This is a genomic window from Streptomyces sp. NPDC039480 (assembly GCF_055597165.1).
Map to the genome: position 1 here is coordinate 336,788 of NZ_JBVITX010000010.1, position 20,259 is coordinate 357,046.

Annotated in this window: 16 protein-coding genes; 9 read left to right on the forward strand and 7 right to left on the reverse strand. The window is 71.0% G+C overall.

Annotated elements, in window-relative coordinates:
• Window positions 1-7: 7 nt before the first annotated feature.
• Window positions 8-214 carry a hypothetical protein gene (locus tag ACZ56E_RS29710; RefSeq protein ID WP_468608667.1) on the forward strand — a complete coding sequence of 69 codons (207 nt, stop codon included), beginning with the start codon at window positions 8-10 and terminating at the stop codon, window positions 212-214.
• A gap of 101 nt (window positions 215-315) precedes the next feature.
• Window positions 316-975 carry an NADPH-dependent F420 reductase gene (locus ACZ56E_RS29715; protein ID WP_471218803.1) on the forward strand — a complete coding sequence of 220 codons (660 nt, stop codon included), beginning with the start codon at window positions 316-318 and terminating at the stop codon, window positions 973-975.
• Window positions 976-1,008: 33 nt separating this feature from the next.
• On the opposite strand, the gene ACZ56E_RS29720 is transcribed toward ACZ56E_RS29715, so the two are convergent.
• The 7 genes from ACZ56E_RS29720 to ACZ56E_RS29750 all read right to left on the reverse strand — a co-directional run bounded on the left by ACZ56E_RS29720 (window position 1,009) and on the right by ACZ56E_RS29750 (window position 8,178).
• The gene (locus ACZ56E_RS29720) at window positions 1,009-1,563 is read right to left on the reverse strand and encodes a glycoside hydrolase family 25 protein (RefSeq protein ID WP_471218804.1); all 555 of its coding nucleotides are present in this window, start codon (window positions 1,561-1,563) and stop codon (window positions 1,009-1,011) included.
• An 89-nt stretch (window positions 1,564-1,652) separates the two neighbouring features.
• A complete protein-coding gene (locus ACZ56E_RS29725; protein ID WP_471218806.1) occupies window positions 1,653-2,840 on the reverse strand; it encodes a YVTN family beta-propeller repeat protein in 1,188 nt (395 codons plus the stop codon).
• A complete protein-coding gene (locus ACZ56E_RS29730) occupies window positions 2,840-3,607 on the reverse strand; it encodes a polysaccharide deacetylase family protein (RefSeq protein WP_471218807.1) in 768 nt (255 codons plus the stop codon). The genes ACZ56E_RS29725 and ACZ56E_RS29730 overlap by 1 nt, the downstream gene beginning before the upstream one ends.
• A 381-nt stretch (window positions 3,608-3,988) precedes the next feature.
• The gene (locus tag ACZ56E_RS29735) at window positions 3,989-4,492 is read right to left on the reverse strand and encodes an ATP-binding protein (RefSeq protein WP_398308964.1); all 504 of its coding nucleotides are present in this window, start codon (window positions 4,490-4,492) and stop codon (window positions 3,989-3,991) included.
• Window positions 4,493-4,766: 274 nt separating this feature from the next.
• Window positions 4,767-5,534, reverse strand: coding sequence for an enoyl-CoA hydratase/isomerase family protein (locus tag ACZ56E_RS29740; protein ID WP_471218808.1), 768 nt, complete (start codon window positions 5,532-5,534; stop codon window positions 4,767-4,769).
• 89 nt (window positions 5,535-5,623) lie between these two features.
• Window positions 5,624-6,862, reverse strand: coding sequence for a L,D-transpeptidase (locus tag ACZ56E_RS29745; RefSeq protein ID WP_471218810.1), 1,239 nt, complete (start codon window positions 6,860-6,862; stop codon window positions 5,624-5,626).
• A gap of 221 nt (window positions 6,863-7,083) precedes the next feature.
• On the reverse strand, window positions 7,084-8,178 hold the full coding sequence (locus tag ACZ56E_RS29750) for a L,D-transpeptidase (RefSeq protein ID WP_468608681.1): 1,095 nt from the start codon (window positions 8,176-8,178) through the stop codon (window positions 7,084-7,086).
• A 272-nt stretch (window positions 8,179-8,450) separates the two neighbouring features.
• On the opposite strand from ACZ56E_RS29750, the gene glgX reads away from it, so the two are divergent.
• From glgX to ACZ56E_RS29785, 7 genes are all read left to right on the forward strand, one after another.
• Window positions 8,451-10,769 carry a glycogen debranching protein GlgX gene (gene glgX / locus ACZ56E_RS29755; RefSeq protein WP_471218812.1) on the forward strand — a complete coding sequence of 773 codons (2,319 nt, stop codon included), beginning with the start codon at window positions 8,451-8,453 and terminating at the stop codon, window positions 10,767-10,769.
• Window positions 10,770-10,839: 70 nt separating this feature from the next.
• Window positions 10,840-11,793 carry a LysR family transcriptional regulator gene (locus ACZ56E_RS29760; protein WP_471218814.1) on the forward strand — a complete coding sequence of 318 codons (954 nt, stop codon included), beginning with the start codon at window positions 10,840-10,842 and terminating at the stop codon, window positions 11,791-11,793.
• 160 nt (window positions 11,794-11,953) lie between these two features.
• Window positions 11,954-13,327, forward strand: coding sequence for a carbohydrate-binding protein (locus ACZ56E_RS29765; RefSeq protein ID WP_471218816.1), 1,374 nt, complete (start codon window positions 11,954-11,956; stop codon window positions 13,325-13,327).
• A 119-nt stretch (window positions 13,328-13,446) separates the two neighbouring features.
• Window positions 13,447-15,420: an ABC transporter ATP-binding protein gene (locus ACZ56E_RS29770; protein ID WP_471218818.1), complete on the forward strand. Its 1,974-nt coding sequence runs from the start codon at window positions 13,447-13,449 to the stop codon at window positions 15,418-15,420.
• On the forward strand, window positions 15,417-17,306 hold the full coding sequence (locus ACZ56E_RS29775; RefSeq protein ID WP_471218820.1) for an ABC transporter ATP-binding protein: 1,890 nt from the start codon (window positions 15,417-15,419) through the stop codon (window positions 17,304-17,306). The genes ACZ56E_RS29770 and ACZ56E_RS29775 overlap by 4 nt, the downstream gene beginning before the upstream one ends.
• On the forward strand, window positions 17,303-17,845 hold the full coding sequence (locus ACZ56E_RS29780) for an SMI1/KNR4 family protein (RefSeq protein ID WP_471218822.1): 543 nt from the start codon (window positions 17,303-17,305) through the stop codon (window positions 17,843-17,845). Before ACZ56E_RS29775 ends, ACZ56E_RS29780 begins: the two co-directional genes overlap by 4 nt.
• Before the next feature lie 305 nt (window positions 17,846-18,150).
• Complete coding sequence (locus ACZ56E_RS29785) at window positions 18,151-20,223, forward strand: M4 family metallopeptidase (protein ID WP_471218824.1); 2,073 nt, start codon at window positions 18,151-18,153, stop codon at window positions 20,221-20,223.
• Window positions 20,224-20,259: the final 36 nt, after the last annotated feature.

Here is a 20,259-nt window from a genome sequence, read left to right on the forward strand (position 1 = left end):
GCAGGCCATGACCAACACCAAGCGCGTACTCGCCGCGGTCGCCCTCACCGGCGCCGCCCTGTCCTTCTCCGGCGCCGCCCAGGCACAGGAGTCCAACCCGGCCTCCCCCGTCCCGGTGGGCGACGTGACCAACGACGGGGCCGACGTCGTCGCCGGCCTCGTCCCCGTCGTCGAGAAGCAGACCCAGGACGTGCTCCGGGCGCTCGGCAGGTAGCAGCGGGGGGCGCGGTCGGGAAGTCGTGGCCGCGGGCGGAATACCCCGGCCTATCCGGAGGTTACCTCCGCTACGACAGTGGATCTCCGGAAGGCGCAATCATGAAGATCGGCATCATCGGCGCGGGCAACATCGGCGGCAACCTCACCCGCCGCCTCACCGCCCTCGGCCACGACGTCTCCGTCGCGAACTCCCGCGGCCCGCACACCCTGACCGCCCTCGCCGACGAGACCGGGGCGAAGCCCGTCGCCGTCGAGGAGGCCGCGCTCGGCGCGGAGGTCGTCGTCGTGACGATCCCGCTGAAGGCCGTGCCCGGCCTGCCCGCCGGCTTCCTCGACGGCGCGGCCGAGAACGTGGCCGTCATCGACACCGGCAACTACTACCCGCAGCAGCGCGACGGGAAGATCGCCGAGATCGAGGACGGCCTCACCGAGAGCCGCTGGACGGAGCGGCAGATCGGCCACCCCGTCATCAAGGCGTTCAACGGCACGTACGCCCAGGACATCCTCGACAAGCCCCTGCCGAAGGGCGCGCCCGGCCGGGTCGCGCTGCCGGTGTCCGGCGACGACGAGGCCGCCAAGAGGGTCGTACGCGACCTCATCGACGAACTCGGCTTCGACACCGTCGACAACGGCGGCCAGGACGAGTCGTGGCGCCAGCAGCCCGGAACTCCCGTGTACGGCAACACGGGTGGCGTGGACGAGATCCGCAAGGCCCTGGACGCGGCGTCGCCGGAGCGCGGGGCGGACTGGCGCGCCTAGGGCCTGCCTCTGTTCGGGAGTCGTGGCCCGCCCCTACTGGGGCGTGGCCCACTCGCGCAGCTCGTCCTCGGTGTCGAAGGCGGCCACGTTCTTGTCTATCGGCGACGACGTGTACTGGTGGAACTTCCACTTCGCCTGGATACGGGGCTTGCCCGCCCTGACATAGTCGGCGATCCACAGGCCGTCGCCCGCGTAGGACGTGGAGTCGTGGTTCAGCCAGAAGTCGCGGTTGCAGTAGAGAAGCACCCGGTGGTGCGGGCGGAGCCGCTTCACCTCGCGGATGAAGCGGTCCTTCTCCCCGTTGGTCGCACGTGTGCGGTCGCTCGTCCACTCCCAGTCCGCCGCCAGCAACTCCCCTGCCTGCTCAGGGGCCTTGCTCACGAAGTGCTCCGCCTGGGCCGTGATGTTCCCCGGCCACAGGAAGTGGTAGTAGCCGACCACGCAGCCGGCGTCGCGGGCGCGCTTCGTCTGGGCGGAGAGCCTCGGGTTGACGTACGAACGGCCCTCTGTCGCCTTTATGATGACGAAGGAGAGGCCGTCCGTATCGAAGGTCGTCTGGTGCGAGCTGACATCGATGCCATGGATCACGGGCGCCTCCAAGTGGGGGGAAGGCGGGTTTCTGAACTGCCCGTTTGGTGCCCGTTGTCAGCTACGGCCAACCGTCAACCTTCAATTGTTCAACGGAAGATGCCGGTGTGCCCGAGCGAATAGCGGCCGGGCTGCGGGTAGACCGCGAGTCCGTGCGGGCCGTCGCCGACCGGGATGCGGGCCACCTGGACCCCGGTGCGGGTGTCGATGGCGTACACCTCGGAGTCGTAACGCCCGGACAGCCAGAGGGTGTTGCCGTCCGCGGAGACGCCGCCCATGTCGGGGCTGCCGCCGTCCGGGAGCTTCCACTTCTTGGTGAGCCTGTTCTTCGGGAAGTCGAAGACGGAGACCGTGCCCTCGCCCCGGTTGGAGATGTACATCTCCTTGGAGTCGCGGCTGACGTACAGACCGTGGCAGCCCTTGCCGGTGCGCAGCAGCTTCGGTGTCGTGAACTTCTTGCCGTCGAGGACCCACATGCCGTGCGCCATCATGTCGGCGATGTAGAAGGTCTTGCCGTCGGGGGACATCTTCACGTCCTGCGGCATGGCGCCCTTGAAGGGGATCTTCTGCTGGCCGACGATCTTCATCTTCTCCGTGTCGACCTTGAGGAGTTCGCCGGAGAACTCGCAGGACACGATGAAGTAGCGGCCGTCCATGGAGAAGTCGGCGTGGTTGACGCCGGCGCAGGTGACGGGGACGGTCTTGACGCGCTTCATGGTCTCGGGGTCGCGGAAGACGAGTTCGCGGTCCATGGAGGCCATGACGACGGCGTGCTTGCCGTTCGGCGTGAAATAGAGGTTGTAGGGGTCCGAGACCTCGACCGTGCGGCCCGTCTTGCCCGTCACCGGGTCGATGGCGGTGAGGGTGTCGCCGAGGTCGTTGTTGACCCACAGCGTCTTCATGTCCCAGGAGGGGACGACGTGCTGCGGCTGGTTGCCGACCTCGATGGTCTCGATGACCTCGTACTTCTTGGGGTCGATGACCGACACCGTATTGGACTCGGTGTTCGGGACGTAGACGCGGTCCAGGAACTTCTTGGCGACGGGCTGGAGGGCGTTCGGCCGGTCGGCGGCGTAGGCGTCCTTGGGGTCGAGGACCGGCGGCATGCCGGGCAGCCCGGGGGCGGCCTTGGGCTTCGCGGGCTTGCGGACGCCGTCGGTGCCGATGGCTTCGTCCGACCGCTTGTCGCTGCCGCAGCCCGCGAGGGCGGCCAACACCGCGCCGGCGGCGAGCACGGCCGCGGTGCGCTTGGTCAGGTTCAGTTTCTTGTGGGGCATCAGGTCAGCAGCTCCGTGGTCGTGACCGCGCGCAGGCCGCGGCGTTCCAGTTCTTTCAGGACGGCGGGCAGCGCGGCGACCGTGTCCGCGTACCCGAAGTGCAGGCTCACGACGGATCCCGCGCGGACCTCCCCGGCGATCGCACGGGTGACCGCCGGGGCGCCCGGCGACGTGAAGTCGAGGGAGTCGACGTCGTACGAGAGGACGTGCGGGTAGCCCGCGCGGCGGGCGAGGCGTTCGACGAGGGGGGTCGCCGTGCGGGCGCGCGAGGGGCGGAACCAGGTGCCGATGGAGCCGGTGAGGCGGCGCAGGCGCTCCGCGCAGCCGGTGATCTCGGCGTAGGCGTCGGCCTCGGACATGTCGTTGATGTCGAGGTGGCGGAGGGTGTGGTTGCCCAGGTCGTGGCCGCCGTCGAGGATGCGGCGGGCCAGGCCCGGGTGGGCGTCGAGCCAGCTGCCGACGGCGAGCACGGTGACCTTGGCACCGGCCTGCTCCGCCTGGCCGAGCAGCGCCTTCGCGGTGGCGGGGTCGCCCTGACCGTGGAAGGTGAGGGCCACCTCGGGGCGGGTGCGGGGGCCGTGGGTGAGCTGGGCGGGCAGGCCGGGGAAGCGGCGGGGTGCGGGGGCGGCGGCCGGGGCGGGGCGGGCCGGGCGGGAGGTGTCGGCTGCGGGCGCGGCGCACCCGGCGAGCGCCCCGGCGGTGAGCGCGCCCGCGGCGGCAAGGCGGGTGCCCGCGCGCAGGACACTGCGGCGGTCGGTCTCGATCACGCGACCATTTAATGGGGAAAGCGGGGAAAAGATGCTGATTGGCAGCTTTGGGGTGTTACGGGTCGGGGTTCCACTGCCCGGCCGCGCTCCCCCAGTCCTTGCGTATCGCCTGTCACAGCGTCCGCTTAACCAGCGTTTACCAGGCAGGTGTCCCATCTCACCAAGGATTCACCTCTAAACTGTCACGATTTGCCCGCCTAAGAGGCGGTAGGGGCTTTTGGCTCACCGGCGCCTGTCTGCCATAGTCGGAGACACGACCCCCATTGACCCGGGCTCAGGTCGTCATCAGCGGCCGTGGATCACACCCCAAACATCCACGGCCCTTCACGAAGGCCCCCATCACGCCGACCACGGCCGCCGGGGGCTTTCGCGTATCAGCTGTCAGCGGTCGGCGGCCCGCATCTCGAACCATGTCGTCTTGCCGCGCGGCAGCAGATCCACGCCCCACCGGTCGGAGAGCTTGTCGACGAGGAAGAGGCCGCGACCGCTCAGGTCCATCTCGTGCACGGGCAGCAGACAGGGCAGGCCGCGCGAGGGGTCGCGGACCTCGACGCGGATCCAGCCCCGTCGCCGCTGCATGCGGAGGCCGAAGACGCGGGCGCCGGTGTGCCGCACGGCGTTCCCGACGAGTTCCGAGACGAGCAGGACGACGTCCTCGGTGAGCTTCGGGGAGAGCCCCCAGTGACGCAGGACGACGACCTGGGCGAGGCGGCGCGCGATCGCGGCGGACTCCGGGCGCGACGGCAGCGGCACCTCCGCGTCCGTCGGATTACCGAACAACTCGAGCGCTTTCAGCGCGTGTTCGTCCTCTACCGCCGGCGACCAGCGGGCCGCGGTCGCACTGCCCTGCCGCCGCGGCCGTTCGTCACCCTCCAGCCCCGCCATGCCCCCCATCATGGCCGCCCAGAACGCTTTCCGGGGCCGTTCCGGCGGAATAAGCCCCCCGGAACCAACCATTCCGGGGGGATCGATTGACATATGCCAGTGGCAGTTAAGTGGCTGCGAATCCGCTGTGACCTGCGATGACTTCCCGCTTATGCATGATCATTTACGGTTTCGAGGGGTCTGCGCTTAAGGCTCTGTTAAGCCTTCCATAATCCGCTCCTTCGAGGGACCCCGGCACTGACGTACGTTCAACGGAACGCATTCGGGGCCGAGTTCAGACGAACTTGGCCTTGCCCGGGCCCTCCTCGACGAAGCTCCGCATCCCCCGCTCGCGGTCCTCGGTGGCGAACAGCGCCGCGAACCAGGTGCGTTCGATGGCCAGGCCGGTGTCGATGTCGGTCTGCAGGCCCGCGTCGATGGACTCCTTGGCGGCGCGCAGTGCGATAGCCGGGCCCTGCGCGAGGCGCGCGGCCCAGGCGTGCGCCTGCTCGTACACCTCGGCGGCGGGTACGACGCGGTCCACCAGGCCGATGGTGAGCGCCTCCTCCGCCTTGACGTGGCGGCCGGTGAAGATGAGGTCCTTGGCCTTGGACGGGCCGACCAGGCGGGACAGGCGCTGGGTGCCGCCCGCGCCGGGGATGAGGCCGAGCAGGATCTCCGGCTGGCCGAGCTTCGCGTTGTCGGCGGCGATGCGGAAGTCGGCGCAGAGCGCGAGCTCGCAGCCGCCGCCCAGCGCGTAGCCGGTGACGGCGGCGACGACGGGCTTGGGGATGCGGGCCACGGCGGTGAAGGACTCCTGGAGGGCGCCGGAGCGCACGACCATGGCCGCGTGGTCCATGGCCTGCATCTCCTTGATGTCCGCGCCCGCCGCGAACACCTTCTCGCCGCCGTAGATCACCACGGCGCGCACGTCGGCGCGGCGCGTGGCCTCTTCGGCGAGCTCCTTGAGGCGGTCCTGGGTGGCGATGTCCAGGGCGTTCATCGGGGGACGGTCGAGTCGGATCGTGCCGACGCCTTCGGCGACTTCGAGGTGTGCAGTCATGACAGGCACGTTAGCGGGGGTTAACGCGGAGGGGCCCGGTGCACTTGGTCACAGTGCGCCGGGCCCTCATGTTCAGCGGGAGCGGGGGGTTATGCCTTCCACTTCTCCCAGGACATGTTCCAGCCGTTGTAGCCGTTCTCCGGCTGGATCTTCTTGTCGGCGGAGTTCTTCACGACGACGAGGTCGCCGATCATCGAGTTCTCGAAGAACCAGCCGGCGGGTGTCTTCTTGCTGTAGCCGCCGCGCACGTCGCTCAGGCCTATGCAGCCGTGGCTGGCGTTGGTGTTGCCGAAGACGCCGCCCGCCCAGTAGTTGCCGTGGATGAACGTGCCGGAGGTCGACAGGCGCATCGCGTGCGGGACGTCCTTGATGTCGTACTCGCCGCCGAAGCCGACGGTCTCGCCGTTCATCCGGGTCACCTTCAGCTTCTCGCTGATGACCATCTCGCCGTTGTACGTGGTGGTGCCGGGGGCGCCCGCGGTGATCGGGATCTTCTTGATCTGCTTGCCGTCGCGGACGACCTTCATCTGGTGCGTCTTGGCGTCGACGGTGGAGACCTGGCTGCGGCCGATGGTGAAGCTCAGCGTCTTGGCCTGCTTGCCGTAGACGCCCGGGCGGCCCTCGACGCCGTCGAGGTTGAGCTTGACGGTGACCTTCGTGCCGGCCTTCCAGTACTTCTCCGGGCGGAAGTCGAGACGGTCGTTGCCGAACCAGTGGCCCTCGACCGGCACGGACGGCTCGGTCTTGATCTCGATGGCCTTCTCGACGGCCTCCGGATCGGTGATGCCCCGTGTGAAGTTGACCGAGAACGGCATTCCGACGCCGACCTTCGAGCCGTCCTCCGGGGTGAACTGGCCGATGAAGGTGTTCTTCGGGGTCAGCGTCGTGAAGGAGGTGTCCTTGGCAGAGGCGCGGCCCTCGGAGTCCTTCGCCACCGCGTGGACCTTGTACTGCGTGGCGGCCGCGAGGTGGTGCGCGGGCGTCCAGCTGGTGCCGCCCCCGGTTATCCTGCCCGGCACCGGATTGCCCTTGCTGTCCTCGACCTTGACCTCGGACAGCTTGCCCTTGTCGGCGCCTATCTTGAGGGCGCCGCTGGTGGCGACCGCCTTCGCACCGTTCTTCGGGGCTATCGTCACGACGGCCGCCGAGGGGGCGTTCTTGTCCGCCTCGCCCTTGCCGTCGCCGCCCGAGTCCGAGCCGCCCCCGCCACATGCCGCGACGAACAGCAGCGCCGCCCCCGACGCCACCGCCGTCAGTCCCCTGGCGCCCCGCCGCCGCGCGCGCAGCCGCGCGCCAACCGACGCCCCCGATATCGGTCGCCCGTTCAAGATGTTGTCTCCCCTCGCACGGCCTGGATCCAGGCCCGCACCCCAGTGCACCTGCGCGTTTCAGACACGCGCAAGCGATAGATAACCACACGGCTCCGGGCGATGACTCCCCGCCAATGTCACCGTTCCGTTCCAACTGCCCGTGGGGTGCGGACGGTCCATGATCACCTGGTGGTCGTCCGCCGGTCACCCGGCGGTCACCTGGGCGACCCGCCGGGGGATCAGCTGTTCCTCACCCAGTCCTTCCACTCCATGTTCCAGCCACCGAGGCCGTTGTCGGGAGCGACTTTCTTGTCATCGCTGTTGACCACCTCGACGACGTCACCGATGAGGGTCCGGTCGAAGAACCAGCCGGCGGGGGTGCTCGAGCTGCCGCCCTTCACGTCGCGCAGGCCCACGCAGCCGTGGCTCACATTCGTGTTGCCGGGGGCGTCCGGTGCCCAGTAGTTGCCGTGCAGGAAGGTGCCGGAGGTCGTCAGACGGATGGCGTGCGGCACGTCGGGGATGTCGTACTCGCCGCCGAAGCCGACGGTGCGGCTGTTCATGCGGGTCACCTCCAGCATCTCCGTCACCACCATCTTTCCGTTGTACGTGGTGGTCTTCGGGGCACCCGCGGTGATCGGCACGGTGGAGAGCAGCTCGCCGTCGCGGCGCACCTCCATGGTGTGTTCGCGGGCGTCGACGAGGGACTCCTGGTGGCGGCCGACCGTGAAGGTGAAGGTCTTGTCCTGGAGGCCGTAGACCCCGGGGGCGGCCTCGACGTCCCGCAGGTGCAGGCCGACGGTGACCTTGGTGCCGGGCTTCCAGTACTTCTCGGGGCGGAAGTCCACACGGGTCTTGCCGAACCAGTGCGGGCGGATCTCGACGGCCGGCCGCGCGGTGACGTGGATGGCGCGCTGGACGGCCGCGCGGTTCTCGATCTCCCGGTTGAACTCCAGGGAGACGATCATTCCGGTGCCGACGGTGGAGCGGTTCTCCGGCGCGACGTATCCGGTGAAGCGCTCGTCGGGGACGTACGTCCGGAAGGTGGTGTGCCGGGCGGAGCGGCGGCCGTGGCCGTCCAGGGCGACGGCGTCGACCTTGTACGTGGCGGCGAGCGCGAGCGGGCCGTCGTCGAGGGGGCGCCAGGTCATGCCGTCCTCGTCGATGCGGCCCGGCACGTCGAACTTCTGCGCGTCCTGCGTCCGGACCACCTTCACCGACTCCAGGCGGCCGCTGGGCACCTTCACCTCGATGCGTTCGTCCGGCTTGACCCCCTTGCTGTCGTCGCCCGGTGACACCCGGATCGCGTCCGCGGGCGAGCGCGGCTTCCCCATGAATCCGTCGGCTCCACCGGTGGCGCAGCCCGTCGCCCCGGCCAGCAGGCCCGCCCATGTCAGTACCGCGGCCAGCACGGCCCCTGCGCGCCGTGCGCGCCTCGCATCCTGTCTCACGTGGGTCCCAACGACCGTCCCCCTGCCGGGGAAACGTGAGTGCGACGCGCACGGTGGGCAGAACCATGGAGAGGACGACGCGGGGGGAGCCGCGGCCGGGACGCCGCACGCCCTTCTTCGCGCGTCGACCGACGGAGCCGCCGGGAGGCCGACAGGTGTCGAGCGCAGCCGAGCAAGAGGCAGTGCAGGAGGCAGTGCGGGCGGGGCGGGCGACGGGGCGCGGCACGACCGGGCGGCCCGCCCCCTCGGTGAACGGGAGCAGGCGGGCGGCGCCGCGTGCCGCGCCGACCCGGCCGGTGTGGCCGGGGGCGCCGACGCCGCTCGGGGCCCGGTTCCGGGTCGGGCCCGACGGGGTGGCGGGCACCAACTTCGCGCTGTGGGCGGGCGGGGCGGAGGCGGTGGAGCTGTGTCTGTTCGACTCGGAGGGCGGCAGGACCGTCGAGACGCGCTGTCCGCTGACCGAGCTGACGCACGAGATCTGGCACGGTTTCGTGCCGGGCGTACGCCCCGGGCAGCGGTACGGGTACCGCGTGCACGGCCGCTGGGACCCCTGGACGGGCGCCCGCTGGAACCCGGCGAAGCTGCTCCTCGATCCGTACGCGCGTGCGGTGGACGGCGGCCCGGGCAACGACTACGGCCGGCTGCCCGCCGAGGTGTACGGGCATGTGCGGGACTGGCCCCAGCAGCATGTGGCGGACACGGTCCGCGACGACAGGGACTCGGCGCCGTACGTCCCGAAGGGTGTGGTCGTGCACGACGACGCGCCGGACGACGAGTGGGCGGACGACCGGCGCCCGAAGACGCCGTGGGCGGACTCGGTCATCTATGAACTGCACGTGCGCGGCTTCACGAAGCTGCACCCGGGGGTTCCCGAGGAGCTGCGGGGTACGTACGCGGGCCTCGCGCATCCTGCCGCGCTCGACCATCTCGTACGTCTCGGGGTGACGGCCGTCGAGCTGCTTCCGGTGCACCAGTTCGCGCACGAGGACCATCTGCTGCGGCGGGGCCTTCGCAACTACTGGGGCTACAACTCGATCGGCTACTTCGCCCCGCACGCGGCGTACGCGGCGTCGGGGACGACGGGCCAGCAGGTCGGCGAGTTCAAGCGGATGGTGCGGGCGCTGCACGAGGCCGGGATCGAGGTGATCCTGGACGTGGTCTACAACCACACGGCGGAGGCGGGCGAGCTCGGTCCGATGCTGTCCCTGAAAGGCATCGACAACCGCGGCTACTACCGGCTGCAGCCGGGCGACGCGCGGCGGTACGCGGACTACACGGGCTGCGGGAACACGCTGCAGGTCGTCCAGCCGCACGTGCTGCGCCTCATCACGGACTCGCTGCGGTACTGGGTGACGGAGATGGGCGTGGACGGCTTCCGCTTCGATCTGGCGGCGGCGCTCGCGCGCTCGTTCCACGACGTCGACATGCTCTCGCCGTTCCTCGCGGTGATCGCGCAGGACCCGGTGCTCCGGCGCGTGAAGCTGATCGCCGAGCCGTGGGACGTGGGCTCGGGCGGCTATCAGGTCGGGGCGTTCCCCCCGCTGTGGACGGAGTGGAACGACCGCTACCGGGGTGCGGTGCGGGACTTCTGGCGGGGCGCGCTGCCGGACGTACGCGATCTGGGGTACCGGCTCTCCGGGTCGAGCGATCTGTACGCATGGGGCGGGCGCAGGCCGTACGCATCGGTGAACTTCGTGACGGCGCACGACGGTTTCACGCTGCGGGACCTCGTGACGTACGAGAGGAAGCACAACGAGGCCAACGGCGAGGGCAACCGGGACGGCTCCGACGACAACCGGTCCTGGAACTGCGGCGCCGAGGGCGAGACGGACGACGCGGACATCACGGCGCTGCGGCGGCGCCAGCTGCGCAACCTGATGACGACGCTGCTCCTTTCGACCGGGGTGCCGATGCTGGTCGCGGGCGACGAGATGGGGCGTACGCAGCGCGGCTCGAACAACGCGTACTGCCAGGACAACGAGGTCAGCTGGGTCGACTGGGGGCTGAGGGAGGAGCCGGGGTGGCGGGAGCTGTGCGCGCTGACGGCGCGGCTGATCGAGCTGCGGCTGCGCCATCCGGTGCTGCGGCGCAGGTCGTTCTTCTCGGGGCGCGCCCACTCGGCGGACGGGCTGCGGGACCTGGCGTGGTTCACGGCGGGCGGCGCGGAGATGACGGAGTCCGACTGGTACGCGCCGACGGCGACGCTCGGCATGTATCTGTCGGGGCGCGACATCCCCGGCCGCGACGCCCGCGGCGCGCCCGTCGTCGACGACAGTTTCCTCGCCGTCCTGCACGCCGCGCAGGAGCCGGCGTCCTTCGTGCTGCCGGGGCCGCCGTGGGCCGAGGCGTACGAGGTCGTGGTCGACACCTCCCTGGAGGACCAGGCCGCCGCGCCCGGGACCGTGCACCGGGCGGGTGACGCGATGACGGTGGCGGAGCGGTCGGTGGTGCTCCTGAGGGTGTCCGGCAGTTGACGGGCACATGGTCAGTTCTGGTCCGTACCTGAGTATTGCCCCGGCCCACGGGGGACCCCAAGCTCGGCTTATGGACCTGGAGTTGCGGCACCTGAAGACGATCCGGGCGATCGCCGACGCGGGCAGCCTGACCAAGGCCGCCACCGCGCTCGGGCTCGCGCAGCCCGCTCTGAGCGCGCAGCTGAAGCGGATCGAGCGCGCCCTCGGCGGTGAGCTCTTCGAGAGGGGGCGGCACGGGGTGCGGGCCACCGCGCTCGGCGAGTTCGTGCTGGCGCGGGCCCGGGTGGTGCTGCCCGCGGTGACGGGGCTGCGGGAGGAGGCGCAGCGGTTCGCGCGGGACTGGGAGGACGGGACGGGGTTCCGGCTCGGCGGCATTCACGGGCCGCTGCTCGGCGCGCTGGTGGACCGGCTCGCCGCCGCGTATCCGGGGGTGCGGGTGACCACCCACACCTCCTGGTCGGAGCGGGAGATCGCGGCGCGCACGGCGGCAGGACGCCTCGACTTCGCGCTGGTCGGCACGTGCGGGGCGAGCGCCCCGCCGGAGAGCGACCTCCTGGTGTGGCGCGAGGTGGCCCGCGACCCGGTCTTCGTCATGCTGCCGACCGGCCACCCGCTGGCCGGCCACCAGGAGATCGACCTGGCGCGGCTCGCGGACGAGGCGTGGACGGACGTGCCGGGCGACGGCTGTTTCGCGGACTGCTTCTCCGCGGCGTGCGCGCGGGCGGGGTTCACGCCGTCGCGGGTGTACGAGACGGATGTCGCGTCCTGCGTGCATCTGGTGCAGGTGGGGCGGGCGGTGGGGCTGTGCCGGGCGACGTTCCCGCCGACCCCGGGGCTGGTGACGAGGCCGCTGTCGGGGGCGCCGCTGTACTGGCGCCATCTGCTCGGCTGGCATCCCGCGGCCCCGGCCCACGACACGGCGGCGGCGGTGTTCGCCCTGGCCCGTGCGGCCCACGCGGAGGCCGCCGCACGCAGCGACAGCTATACGGCGTGGCTCGCGGCTCCGTCGCCGCCGCAGCAGTGACGCGCCGAGCCGCTGTCACGGGATCGGCGGTTGCCACCGGGGCGGTGCCGCTTCCATAACGTCGGGTACGGGGGTCGAGTGACAGCTGTTGAGGGGCTGTTGAGGCTTCTACGGTGTGGGCGATCCCCGCTCATCCCTCGCACCCCGAGGAGTCCCCCGCATGCTCCCCACCCATCACAGACGACTCGCCGCCGCCTGTGCCGCGGTCACCGCGGCCGGCGCGCTCGTCTTCGCCGGTCTGCCCGGCGCCGCGGCCGCCTCCCCCGCTTCCCCGGCCGCCGCCCCCTCGCTCTCCCCCGCCGAGAGCGCCGCCGTCGACAAGACCTCTCCCGGAGTCTTGAAGGCCATGCAGCGCGACCTCGGCCTCACGTCGGCGCAGGCCGAGGCTCGTCTGGTCAACGAGGCCGAGGCCGGCGCCGACGCGGGACGCCTGCGGAACGCGCTCGGCCGTGACTTCGCGGGCGCCTGGGTGCACGGCGCCACGTCCGCGAAGCTCACCGTGGCCACCACGGACGCCGCCGACGTCCCCGTGATCGAGGCCCGGGGCGCGCAGGCCCGTGTCGTCGAGCACTCGCTGGCCCGACTGGACGCGGCGAAGGCCAAGCTGGACCGCGCGGCGAAGAAGGTCGCGACGCGCGACGCCCCGGTCTGGTACGTCGACGTGCGGTCCAACGCCGTCGTGGTGGGCGCCGTGAAGGCCGGTGCCGCGAAGTCCCTCGTCGCCGCGGCGGACGTGGACTCATCCCTCGTACGCACGACGAGGACGGCGGAGCGGCCGCGGCCGCTGTACGACCTCGTGGGCGGCGACCCGTACTACATGGGCGGCCGCTGCTCCATCGGCTTCTCCATCACCAGGGGCACCCAGCAGGGCTTCGCCACGGCGGGCCACTGCGGGCGCGCGGGCACGGCGACCACCGGCTACAACCAGGTGGCCCAGGGCACGTTCCAGGCGTCCATCTTCCCCGGCAGGGACATGGCCTGGGTCGCCACGAACGCCCAGTGGACCGCCACCCCGTACGTGAAGGGCCAAGGCGGCCAGCGGGTCGGCGTCGGGGGCTCCACACAGTCCCCGGTGGGTGCGTCGATCTGCCGGTCCGGCTCCACTACGGGGTGGCACTGCGGCACGATCTCGCAGCACAACACCAGCGTCACCTACCCCGAGGGCACCATCAGCGGGGTGACCAGGACGACGGTGTGCGCGGAGCCCGGCGACTCGGGCGGCTCCTACATATCGGGAAGCCAGGCGCAGGGCGTCACTTCGGGCGGCTCGGGCAACTGCCGCAGCGGTGGCACGACGTACCACCAGCCGATCAATCCGCTGCTGCAGCAGTTCGGCCTGACGCTGAAGACCACCGGCGGCGGCGACCCGGGCCCGGGTGACCCCGAGCCGGGCGGCACGTGGGCCGCGGGCAAGGTGTACGCGGCGGGTGACACGGTCACCTACGGCGGGTCGACGTACCGCTGCCTCCAGCCGCACCAGGCGCAGCCGGGCTGGGAGCCGCCGAACACGCCGGCGCTCTGGCAGCAGGCGTAGGCCCCTGTCCCACAGAGGATGCCGCCGGGCCCGGAGGGGTTCGGCGGCATCGGTGCGTCCGGGGTCGTGGTCCGAAACTCGGTGGGCTGTGTCAGTGGCGATCCGTAGGCTCGCCACTGATGCCGAAATCAGATGCCCCTGCCAAGGATCGGTCCACCGTACGGACCCTGTTGCGCCTCTGGCCGTACGTGCGCCCGGTGCGAACTCGCCTCGTCGTCGCGGCGGTTGTCGCGATCGTCGCCTCCTGTACGGGCCTCGTGTTCCCGCTCGTACTGAAGTGGATGGTCGACGGACCGGTGGCCGACCGGGACTCGGCGGGGGTGTGGCTCGGGGCGCTGCTGCTCCTGCTGCTCGGTGTCACGGAGGCGCTGCTGTTCGGCCTGCGGAGGTGGCTGGTGGCCCGGCCCCTCGCGGGCGTCGAGGCGGCGATGCGGGCCGACCTCTACCGCCATCTGCAGCGGCTGCCGGTGGCCTTCCACGACCGGTGGGCGTCCGGACAGCTCCTTTCGCGCGGGACGACGGATCTGATGCTGCTGCGTATGTTCCTCGCCTTCCCGCTGACGTTCCTGCTGGTCAACGGCGCGACCATCGTGGTCGGCGTGATCATCCTGCTCGGGCAGGACTTCACGCTCGGGCTTGTGCTGCTCGCGCCCGTGGCGCCGATGGTGATGGCCCTCGCGTACTACGAGGGGCGGTACACCGCCGTGGCGCGGCGCGCGCAGGACCAGGTCGGGGACCTGACGACGGTCGTCGAGGAGAGCGTGCTCGGCATCCGCATCATCAAGGGCTTCGGCCGCCACCGCAGTCAGGCGCGGGCGTTCCGCGAGCTCTCGCACACGCTGCGCGGCACGGAGCTGGCCAAGGCGCGGATCCTCGCCGCGATCTACGCGGTGATCATGACGCTGCCGGAGATCGCGATCGGGGCGGCGCTGGTGATCGGCACGGTGCGGGTCGCGGACGGCGGTCTTTCGGCGGGCACGCTGGTCGCGTTCCTGTCGACGGCGCTGGCGCTGCGGTGGCCGGTGGAGTCGATCGGTTTCCTGCTCGCGATGAGCCAGGAGTCTGCGACGGCCACGGAGCGGTATTTCGAGGTGCTGGATGCGGAGCCGGAGGGGGTGGGGGCGGCACGTCGGGAGGTCGTCGCGCCGGAGTCGGGGGCCCGTCGAGAGGCAGCCGCGTCGGATGACGGCGGTCATGAGGTGGGTGCCGCTGACGGTGGCGGTCTGCGCTTCCACGGTGTGGAGTTCCGTTATCCCGACGCGGTGCCGGACGCGCCCCCCGTGCTCGCCCGCATCGACCTGCACATCCGCTCCGGCGAGACGATGGCGATCGTCGGCGCGACCGGCAGCGGCAAGACGACGCTGACCGCGCTGGTGCCCCGGCTGCACGAGGTGACCGGCGGCCGCATCACCCTGGACGGCGAGGACATCACGGCGATGGACCGCGAGCGCCTCCGTACGCTCGTGGCCGTCGCCTTCGAAGAGCCCACGCTGTTCTCCGCGACGGTCGGTGAGAACGTCCTCATGGGCGCCGGAGAAGCCACCGGCGAAGCCGCCGGGGAAGCCGCCGGGGAAGCCGAGTTGGCCCGCGCGCTCGACGTGGCGCAGGCCGACTTCGCGTACGCGTTGCCGCACGGCACCGACACGCAGGTCGGCGAGCAGGGCCTGAGCCTCTCCGGCGGCCAGCGCCAACGCCTCGCCCTGGCCCGCGCGGTGGTGGGCCGCCCCCGCTTCCTGGTCCTCGACGACCCGCTGTCGGCCCTCGACGTCCATACGGAGGCGCTGGTGGAGGCGGCGCTGCGGCGGGTCCTCGCGGACACGACCGCACTGATCGTCGCCCACCGCCCTTCCACGGTGCTGCTCGCGGACCGGGTCGCCCTGCTGTCGGGCGGCCGCGTCGCCGCAGTCGGCACGCACCAGGAACTGCTGCGGGAGAACGCGGAGTACGCGTGGCTGATGTCGGGAGCAGAAGCCCCCGCCCCCATCGCCGACCCCTCCCACTCCATCACCGACGCCACCCACCCACCCGGTGCAGCCCCCGAGGCACACCCCACAGGCACCGCTCCCCACCCCTCCCAGGAGGCCCCCCGATGACCTCGTCGACGCCTGTCCGGGAGAAGGCCGTAGGGCCCGACCCAGAGGAGCCGGATCTCGCCGTCGGCCGGGCGGCCGGGGCGGAGGATCCCTTCGACAAGGACGAGTTGCCCGCGCCCCCGGGCGCCACCCGCACCCTGCTCCTCTCCCTGCTGTCACCGCTGCGCGGCCGCGTCACGCTGGCCGCCGTGCTGCTCCTCGTCCAGCAGGCCGTGGTGCAGGCGGGCCCGCTGCTCGTCGCGTACGCCATCGACCGCGGCGTGCCCGCCGTGCGCGCCGACGACTACGGCCCGCTGATCGCGGTCGGCGTCGGCTACCTGTGCTGCGCGGCCGCCTCCGGCGCCCTCCAGTACGCGTTCATCGTCGCCTCCGCGCGCGTGAACCAGGACGTACTGCTCGACCTGCGCGGCCGCATCTTCCGGCACGCGCAGGCGCTCAGCGTCGACTTCCACGAGCGGTACACCTCGGGCCGGCTCATCTCCCGCTCCACCACCGACGTCGAGTCACTGCGCGAGCTGCTCAGCGAAGGCCTCCAAGAGCTGCTCACGGTCCTGCTGTCGTTCGTCTACATCTCGGCGATGCTGCTGTGGCTGGATCTCGGGCTCGGCGCGGTGGCCGTGGTGTCGTTCGTGCCGCTCTACCTCCTCATACGGCTCTACCAGCGGCGTGCGGCGGTCCTGTTCCGCGACCGTTCGACGGCGATCGCCGCCGTCATCGTGAAGTTCGCGGAGACCATGAACGGCATCCGGCCGGTGCGTGCCTTCCGCAGGGAGCGGGCCAACGACGCGGACTTCGCCGTGCTCAACCAGCGGCACGAGCGGACCAACGGCGCCGCGATCCTGGAGATGGCCCGCTATGTGGTCGGCTCCCGGCTGGTCGCGAACACTGCCGTGGCCGGCATCGTCCTGTGGGGCGCCCAACGGGTCGCGGACGGCGGGCTCGCGCTCGGCGTGCTGGCCGCCGCCGTGCTGTATCTGCGGCGCCTGTACGACCCGATCGACCGGCTCGGCATGTTCCTCAACTCGTACCAGTCGGCGGCCGCTTCCCTGGAGAAGATCGCGGGGCTGCTCGCGCAGACTCCGACGGTGCCCGAACCGGAGGCCTCGGCGACCCGCCCCCTGCCCGCCCTGGAGTCGGACCACCCGGGCCGCGAGGTCCGGTTCGACGGTGTGCGGTTCGCGTACCGCACGGGCGGCGAGGTGCTGCCCCGCTTCGACCTGACGCTGCCCGCCGGGCAGACCGTCGCCGTGGTCGGCACCACCGGCGCGGGCAAGTCCACGCTGGCGAAGCTGCTCGCCCGCTTCTACGACCCGACGGAGGGCCGCGTCCTCCTGGACGGCGTCGACCTGCGGGAGCTGTCGGGCGCCGAGCTGCGGCGCGGGGTGGTGATGGTGACCCAGGAGGCGTTCCTGTTCTCCGGGACGGTCGCGGAGAACATCGCGATCGGCCGCCCGGACGCCACCCGCGCGGACATCGAACGCGCCGCGAAGGCCATCGGCGCCCACGACTTCATCACGTCGCTCCCCGACGGCTACGACACGGACGTACGCAAGCGGGGCGGCCGCATCTCGGCGGGCCAGCGCCAACTGGTCGCCTTCGCGCGAGCACTCCTCGCCGACCCCGCGGTGCTGATCCTCGACGAGGCGACCAGCTCCCTGGACATCCCGGGCGAGCGGGCCGTACAGCGCGCCATGCACACGGTGCTGCGCGGCCGCACAGCCGTCGTGATCGCCCACCGCCTCTCCACGGTGGAGATCGCGGACCGCGTACTCGTCATGGAACACGGCCGAGTGACGGAGGACGGCAGCCCCGCGGAACTCATCGCGAGCTCGGGCTCGTTCGCGAACCTTCATCGCGCATGGCGGGAGAGCGTGGTGAGCCTGTGACCCCCGACCTGAGTCGCCTCACCCACCTGCTGCCGCTGCCCACCACCACGCGTCCCGCCCCCGCCTGGACCGCGGCCGAGGCCGCTCTGGGGGTCGCCCTGCCCGCGGACTACCGGGAGCTCGTCGAGGCGTACGGGGGCGGTTTCGTCGACGGCTATCTGCTGCTCCTGGAGCCGGGGTGTTCCAACGACGTGTACGACCTGCTCAAGGTGTCGGCGGAGCGCGAGGAGGCCAATGCCTCGCTGTGGCAGTTCGAGGACAGGCCGAGCGAGATGGAGGCCGACGGCAACCGGCTGGTCTGCTGGGGGACCACGGACAACGGGGAGTACCTGTACTGGCTCGTGGAGCCGGGTGATGATCCGGACTCCCGGGCCGTCATGGTCAACAGCGCGTCCGGGGATGAGTGGGAGCGGTACGACATGACGGTGACCCGTTTCCTTGTCGCCGTCCTCGGCGGCGAGGTGCGGTCACAGATCCTGTGGGACGAGTTTCCGCGGCCCACGCACGAGTTCCGCGCCGCGACCGAGATGGGTGCGTGAGGGAGTCCGGCGCCCGTAGGCGGGGTTCAGGGTGCCGCAAGGGTGCCGCACCGCATAACGAACCCCTCCAACCGGCCAACGGACTATTTCCGGCCAACTATTGACGCGCTCCTGACAGCAATGGCGGTCCGGTGTCACTCTTCCCCTCGACCGTCGCACGCCTTTCAACAAGGCGACGGCCTCTCTTCACGCAACACCCGTTGTGCACCGCCCAGTTCTGCGTTCCGCCTTGCTCTGCCCGGACGGCGACCCAGCCGTCCGGTAGCTCTGGCCGCGCACCCGCCGCGGCCGCGCAGAAGGAGTCCGTGTTGAGAAGCACCTCCCACAGACACACCCCCCGCACCCGTTCGCTCCGCACGCGTGCGACCGCCGCCGGCGCCCTCTCCGCCGTGGCCGCGCTTCTGGCCGTCGCCGTGCAGGCGGGCCCCGCCTCGGCCGATGACCCGGCCGCCAAGGCGAGCCCCGCCGCGGCCCAGAAGCTCGGCAAGGTCGACCCGGGCGCGCTCGCCGCCAAGCTCTCCCCCGCCCAGCGCGCGGAGCTCATCCGTGACGCCAACGCCACCAAGGCGGACACCGCCAAGGACCTGGGGCTCGGCGCCAAGGAGAAGCTCGTCGTCCGCGACGTCACGAAGGACCGTGACGGCACCGTCCACACCCGCTACGAGCGCACCTACGACGGCCTGCCCGTCCTCGGCGGCGACATGGTGGTGGAGAGCGCCGAGTCGGGGAAGACCAAGGACGTCACCAAGGCCGTGAAGGCGCAGCTCAAGGGCGTCGACATGAGCGCCGAGATCAAGGCGTCGGCCGCGGAGAAGCAGGCGCTGGGCGCCGCGAAGGCCGAGGGTTCGAAGAAGACCGACGCGGACCGGGCGCCGCGCAAGGTCGTGTGGCTGGCCAAGGGCGAGCCGGTCCTCGCGTACGAGACCGTGGTCGGCGGCCTGCAGCACGACGGCACGCCGAACGAACTGCACGTCATCACGGACGCCGCCACCGGCAAGAAGCTCTTCCAGTGGCAGGGCATCGAGAACGGCACCGGCAACACCCAGTACAGCGGTCAGGTCCCGCTGGGGACGGCGCAGTCCGGGTCCAACTACACCCTGACCGACACCACCCGCGGCAACCACAAGACGTACAACCTGAACCGCGGCACCTCCGGCACAGGCACCCTCTTCTCGGGCCCCGACGACGTGTGGGGCAACGGGCTGCCCTCCAACCTGGAGACCGCGGGCGCCGACGCGCACTACGGCGCGGCGCTCACCTGGGACTACTACAAGAACGTGCACGGCCGCAGCGGCATACGCGGCGACGGCGTCGGCGCGTACTCGCGGGTCCACTACGGCAACAACTACGTCAACGCCTTCTGGTCGGACTCCTGCTTCTGCATGACGTACGGCGACGGCGCGGGCAACGCCAAGCCGCTCACCTCGATCGACGTCGCGGCGCACGAGATGACCCACGGCGTGACGGCCGCGACCGGCAACATGACCTACAGCGGCGAGTCCGGCGGCCTGAACGAGGCCACCTCCGACATCTTCGCGGCCGCCGTCGAGTTCAACGCCAACAACGCCCAGGACAAGGGCGACTACTACGTCGGCGAGAAGATCGACATCAACGGCGACGGCACCCCGCTGCGCTACATGGACAAGCCGAGCAAGGACGGTTCGTCCAAGGACTCGTGGTACTCGGGCATCGGCAACATCGACGTGCACTACTCGTCGGGTGTCGCCAACCACTTCTACTACCTGCTGAGCGAGGGCAGCGGCAAGAAGGAGATCAACGGCGTCCAGTACGACTCGCCGACCTCCGACGGCCTGCCGGTCACGGGCATCGGCAGGGACAAGGCGTCGCTGATCTGGTTCAAGGCGCTCACCACGAAGTTCACCACGACCACCAACTACGCGGCGGCCCGCACCGGGACGCTCGCGGTGGCCGGTGAGCTCTACGGCACCAGCAGCGCCGAGTACGCGGCCGTGGCCCACGCCTGGGCCGCTGTGAACGTCGGCGCCCGCCCCGGCGGCGAGACGCCCGGCACCGACTTCGAGAACACCACGGACGTCGCCATTCCGGACAACGGCGCCGCGGTCACCTCCTCGGTCAACGTCACCGGCCGCACCGGCAACGCGCCCAGTGCCCTGAAGGTCGGCGTCGACATCGTGCACACCTGGCGCGGTGACCTGAAGGTCGACCTGCTCGCCCCCGACGGGACGGTCTACCCCCTGAAGCCCGCCAGCTCCTCGGACTCGGCGGACAACGTCAAGGAGACCTACTCGGTCAACGCCTCCTCCGAGGTCGCCAACGGCACCTGGAAGCTGCGGGTCCAGGACGTGGCCCGGCAGGACACCGGCTACATCAACAGCTGGAAGGTCACCTTCCCGTAAGCCGAACAGTCCACACGGACACGCCGCCGCCCCGGG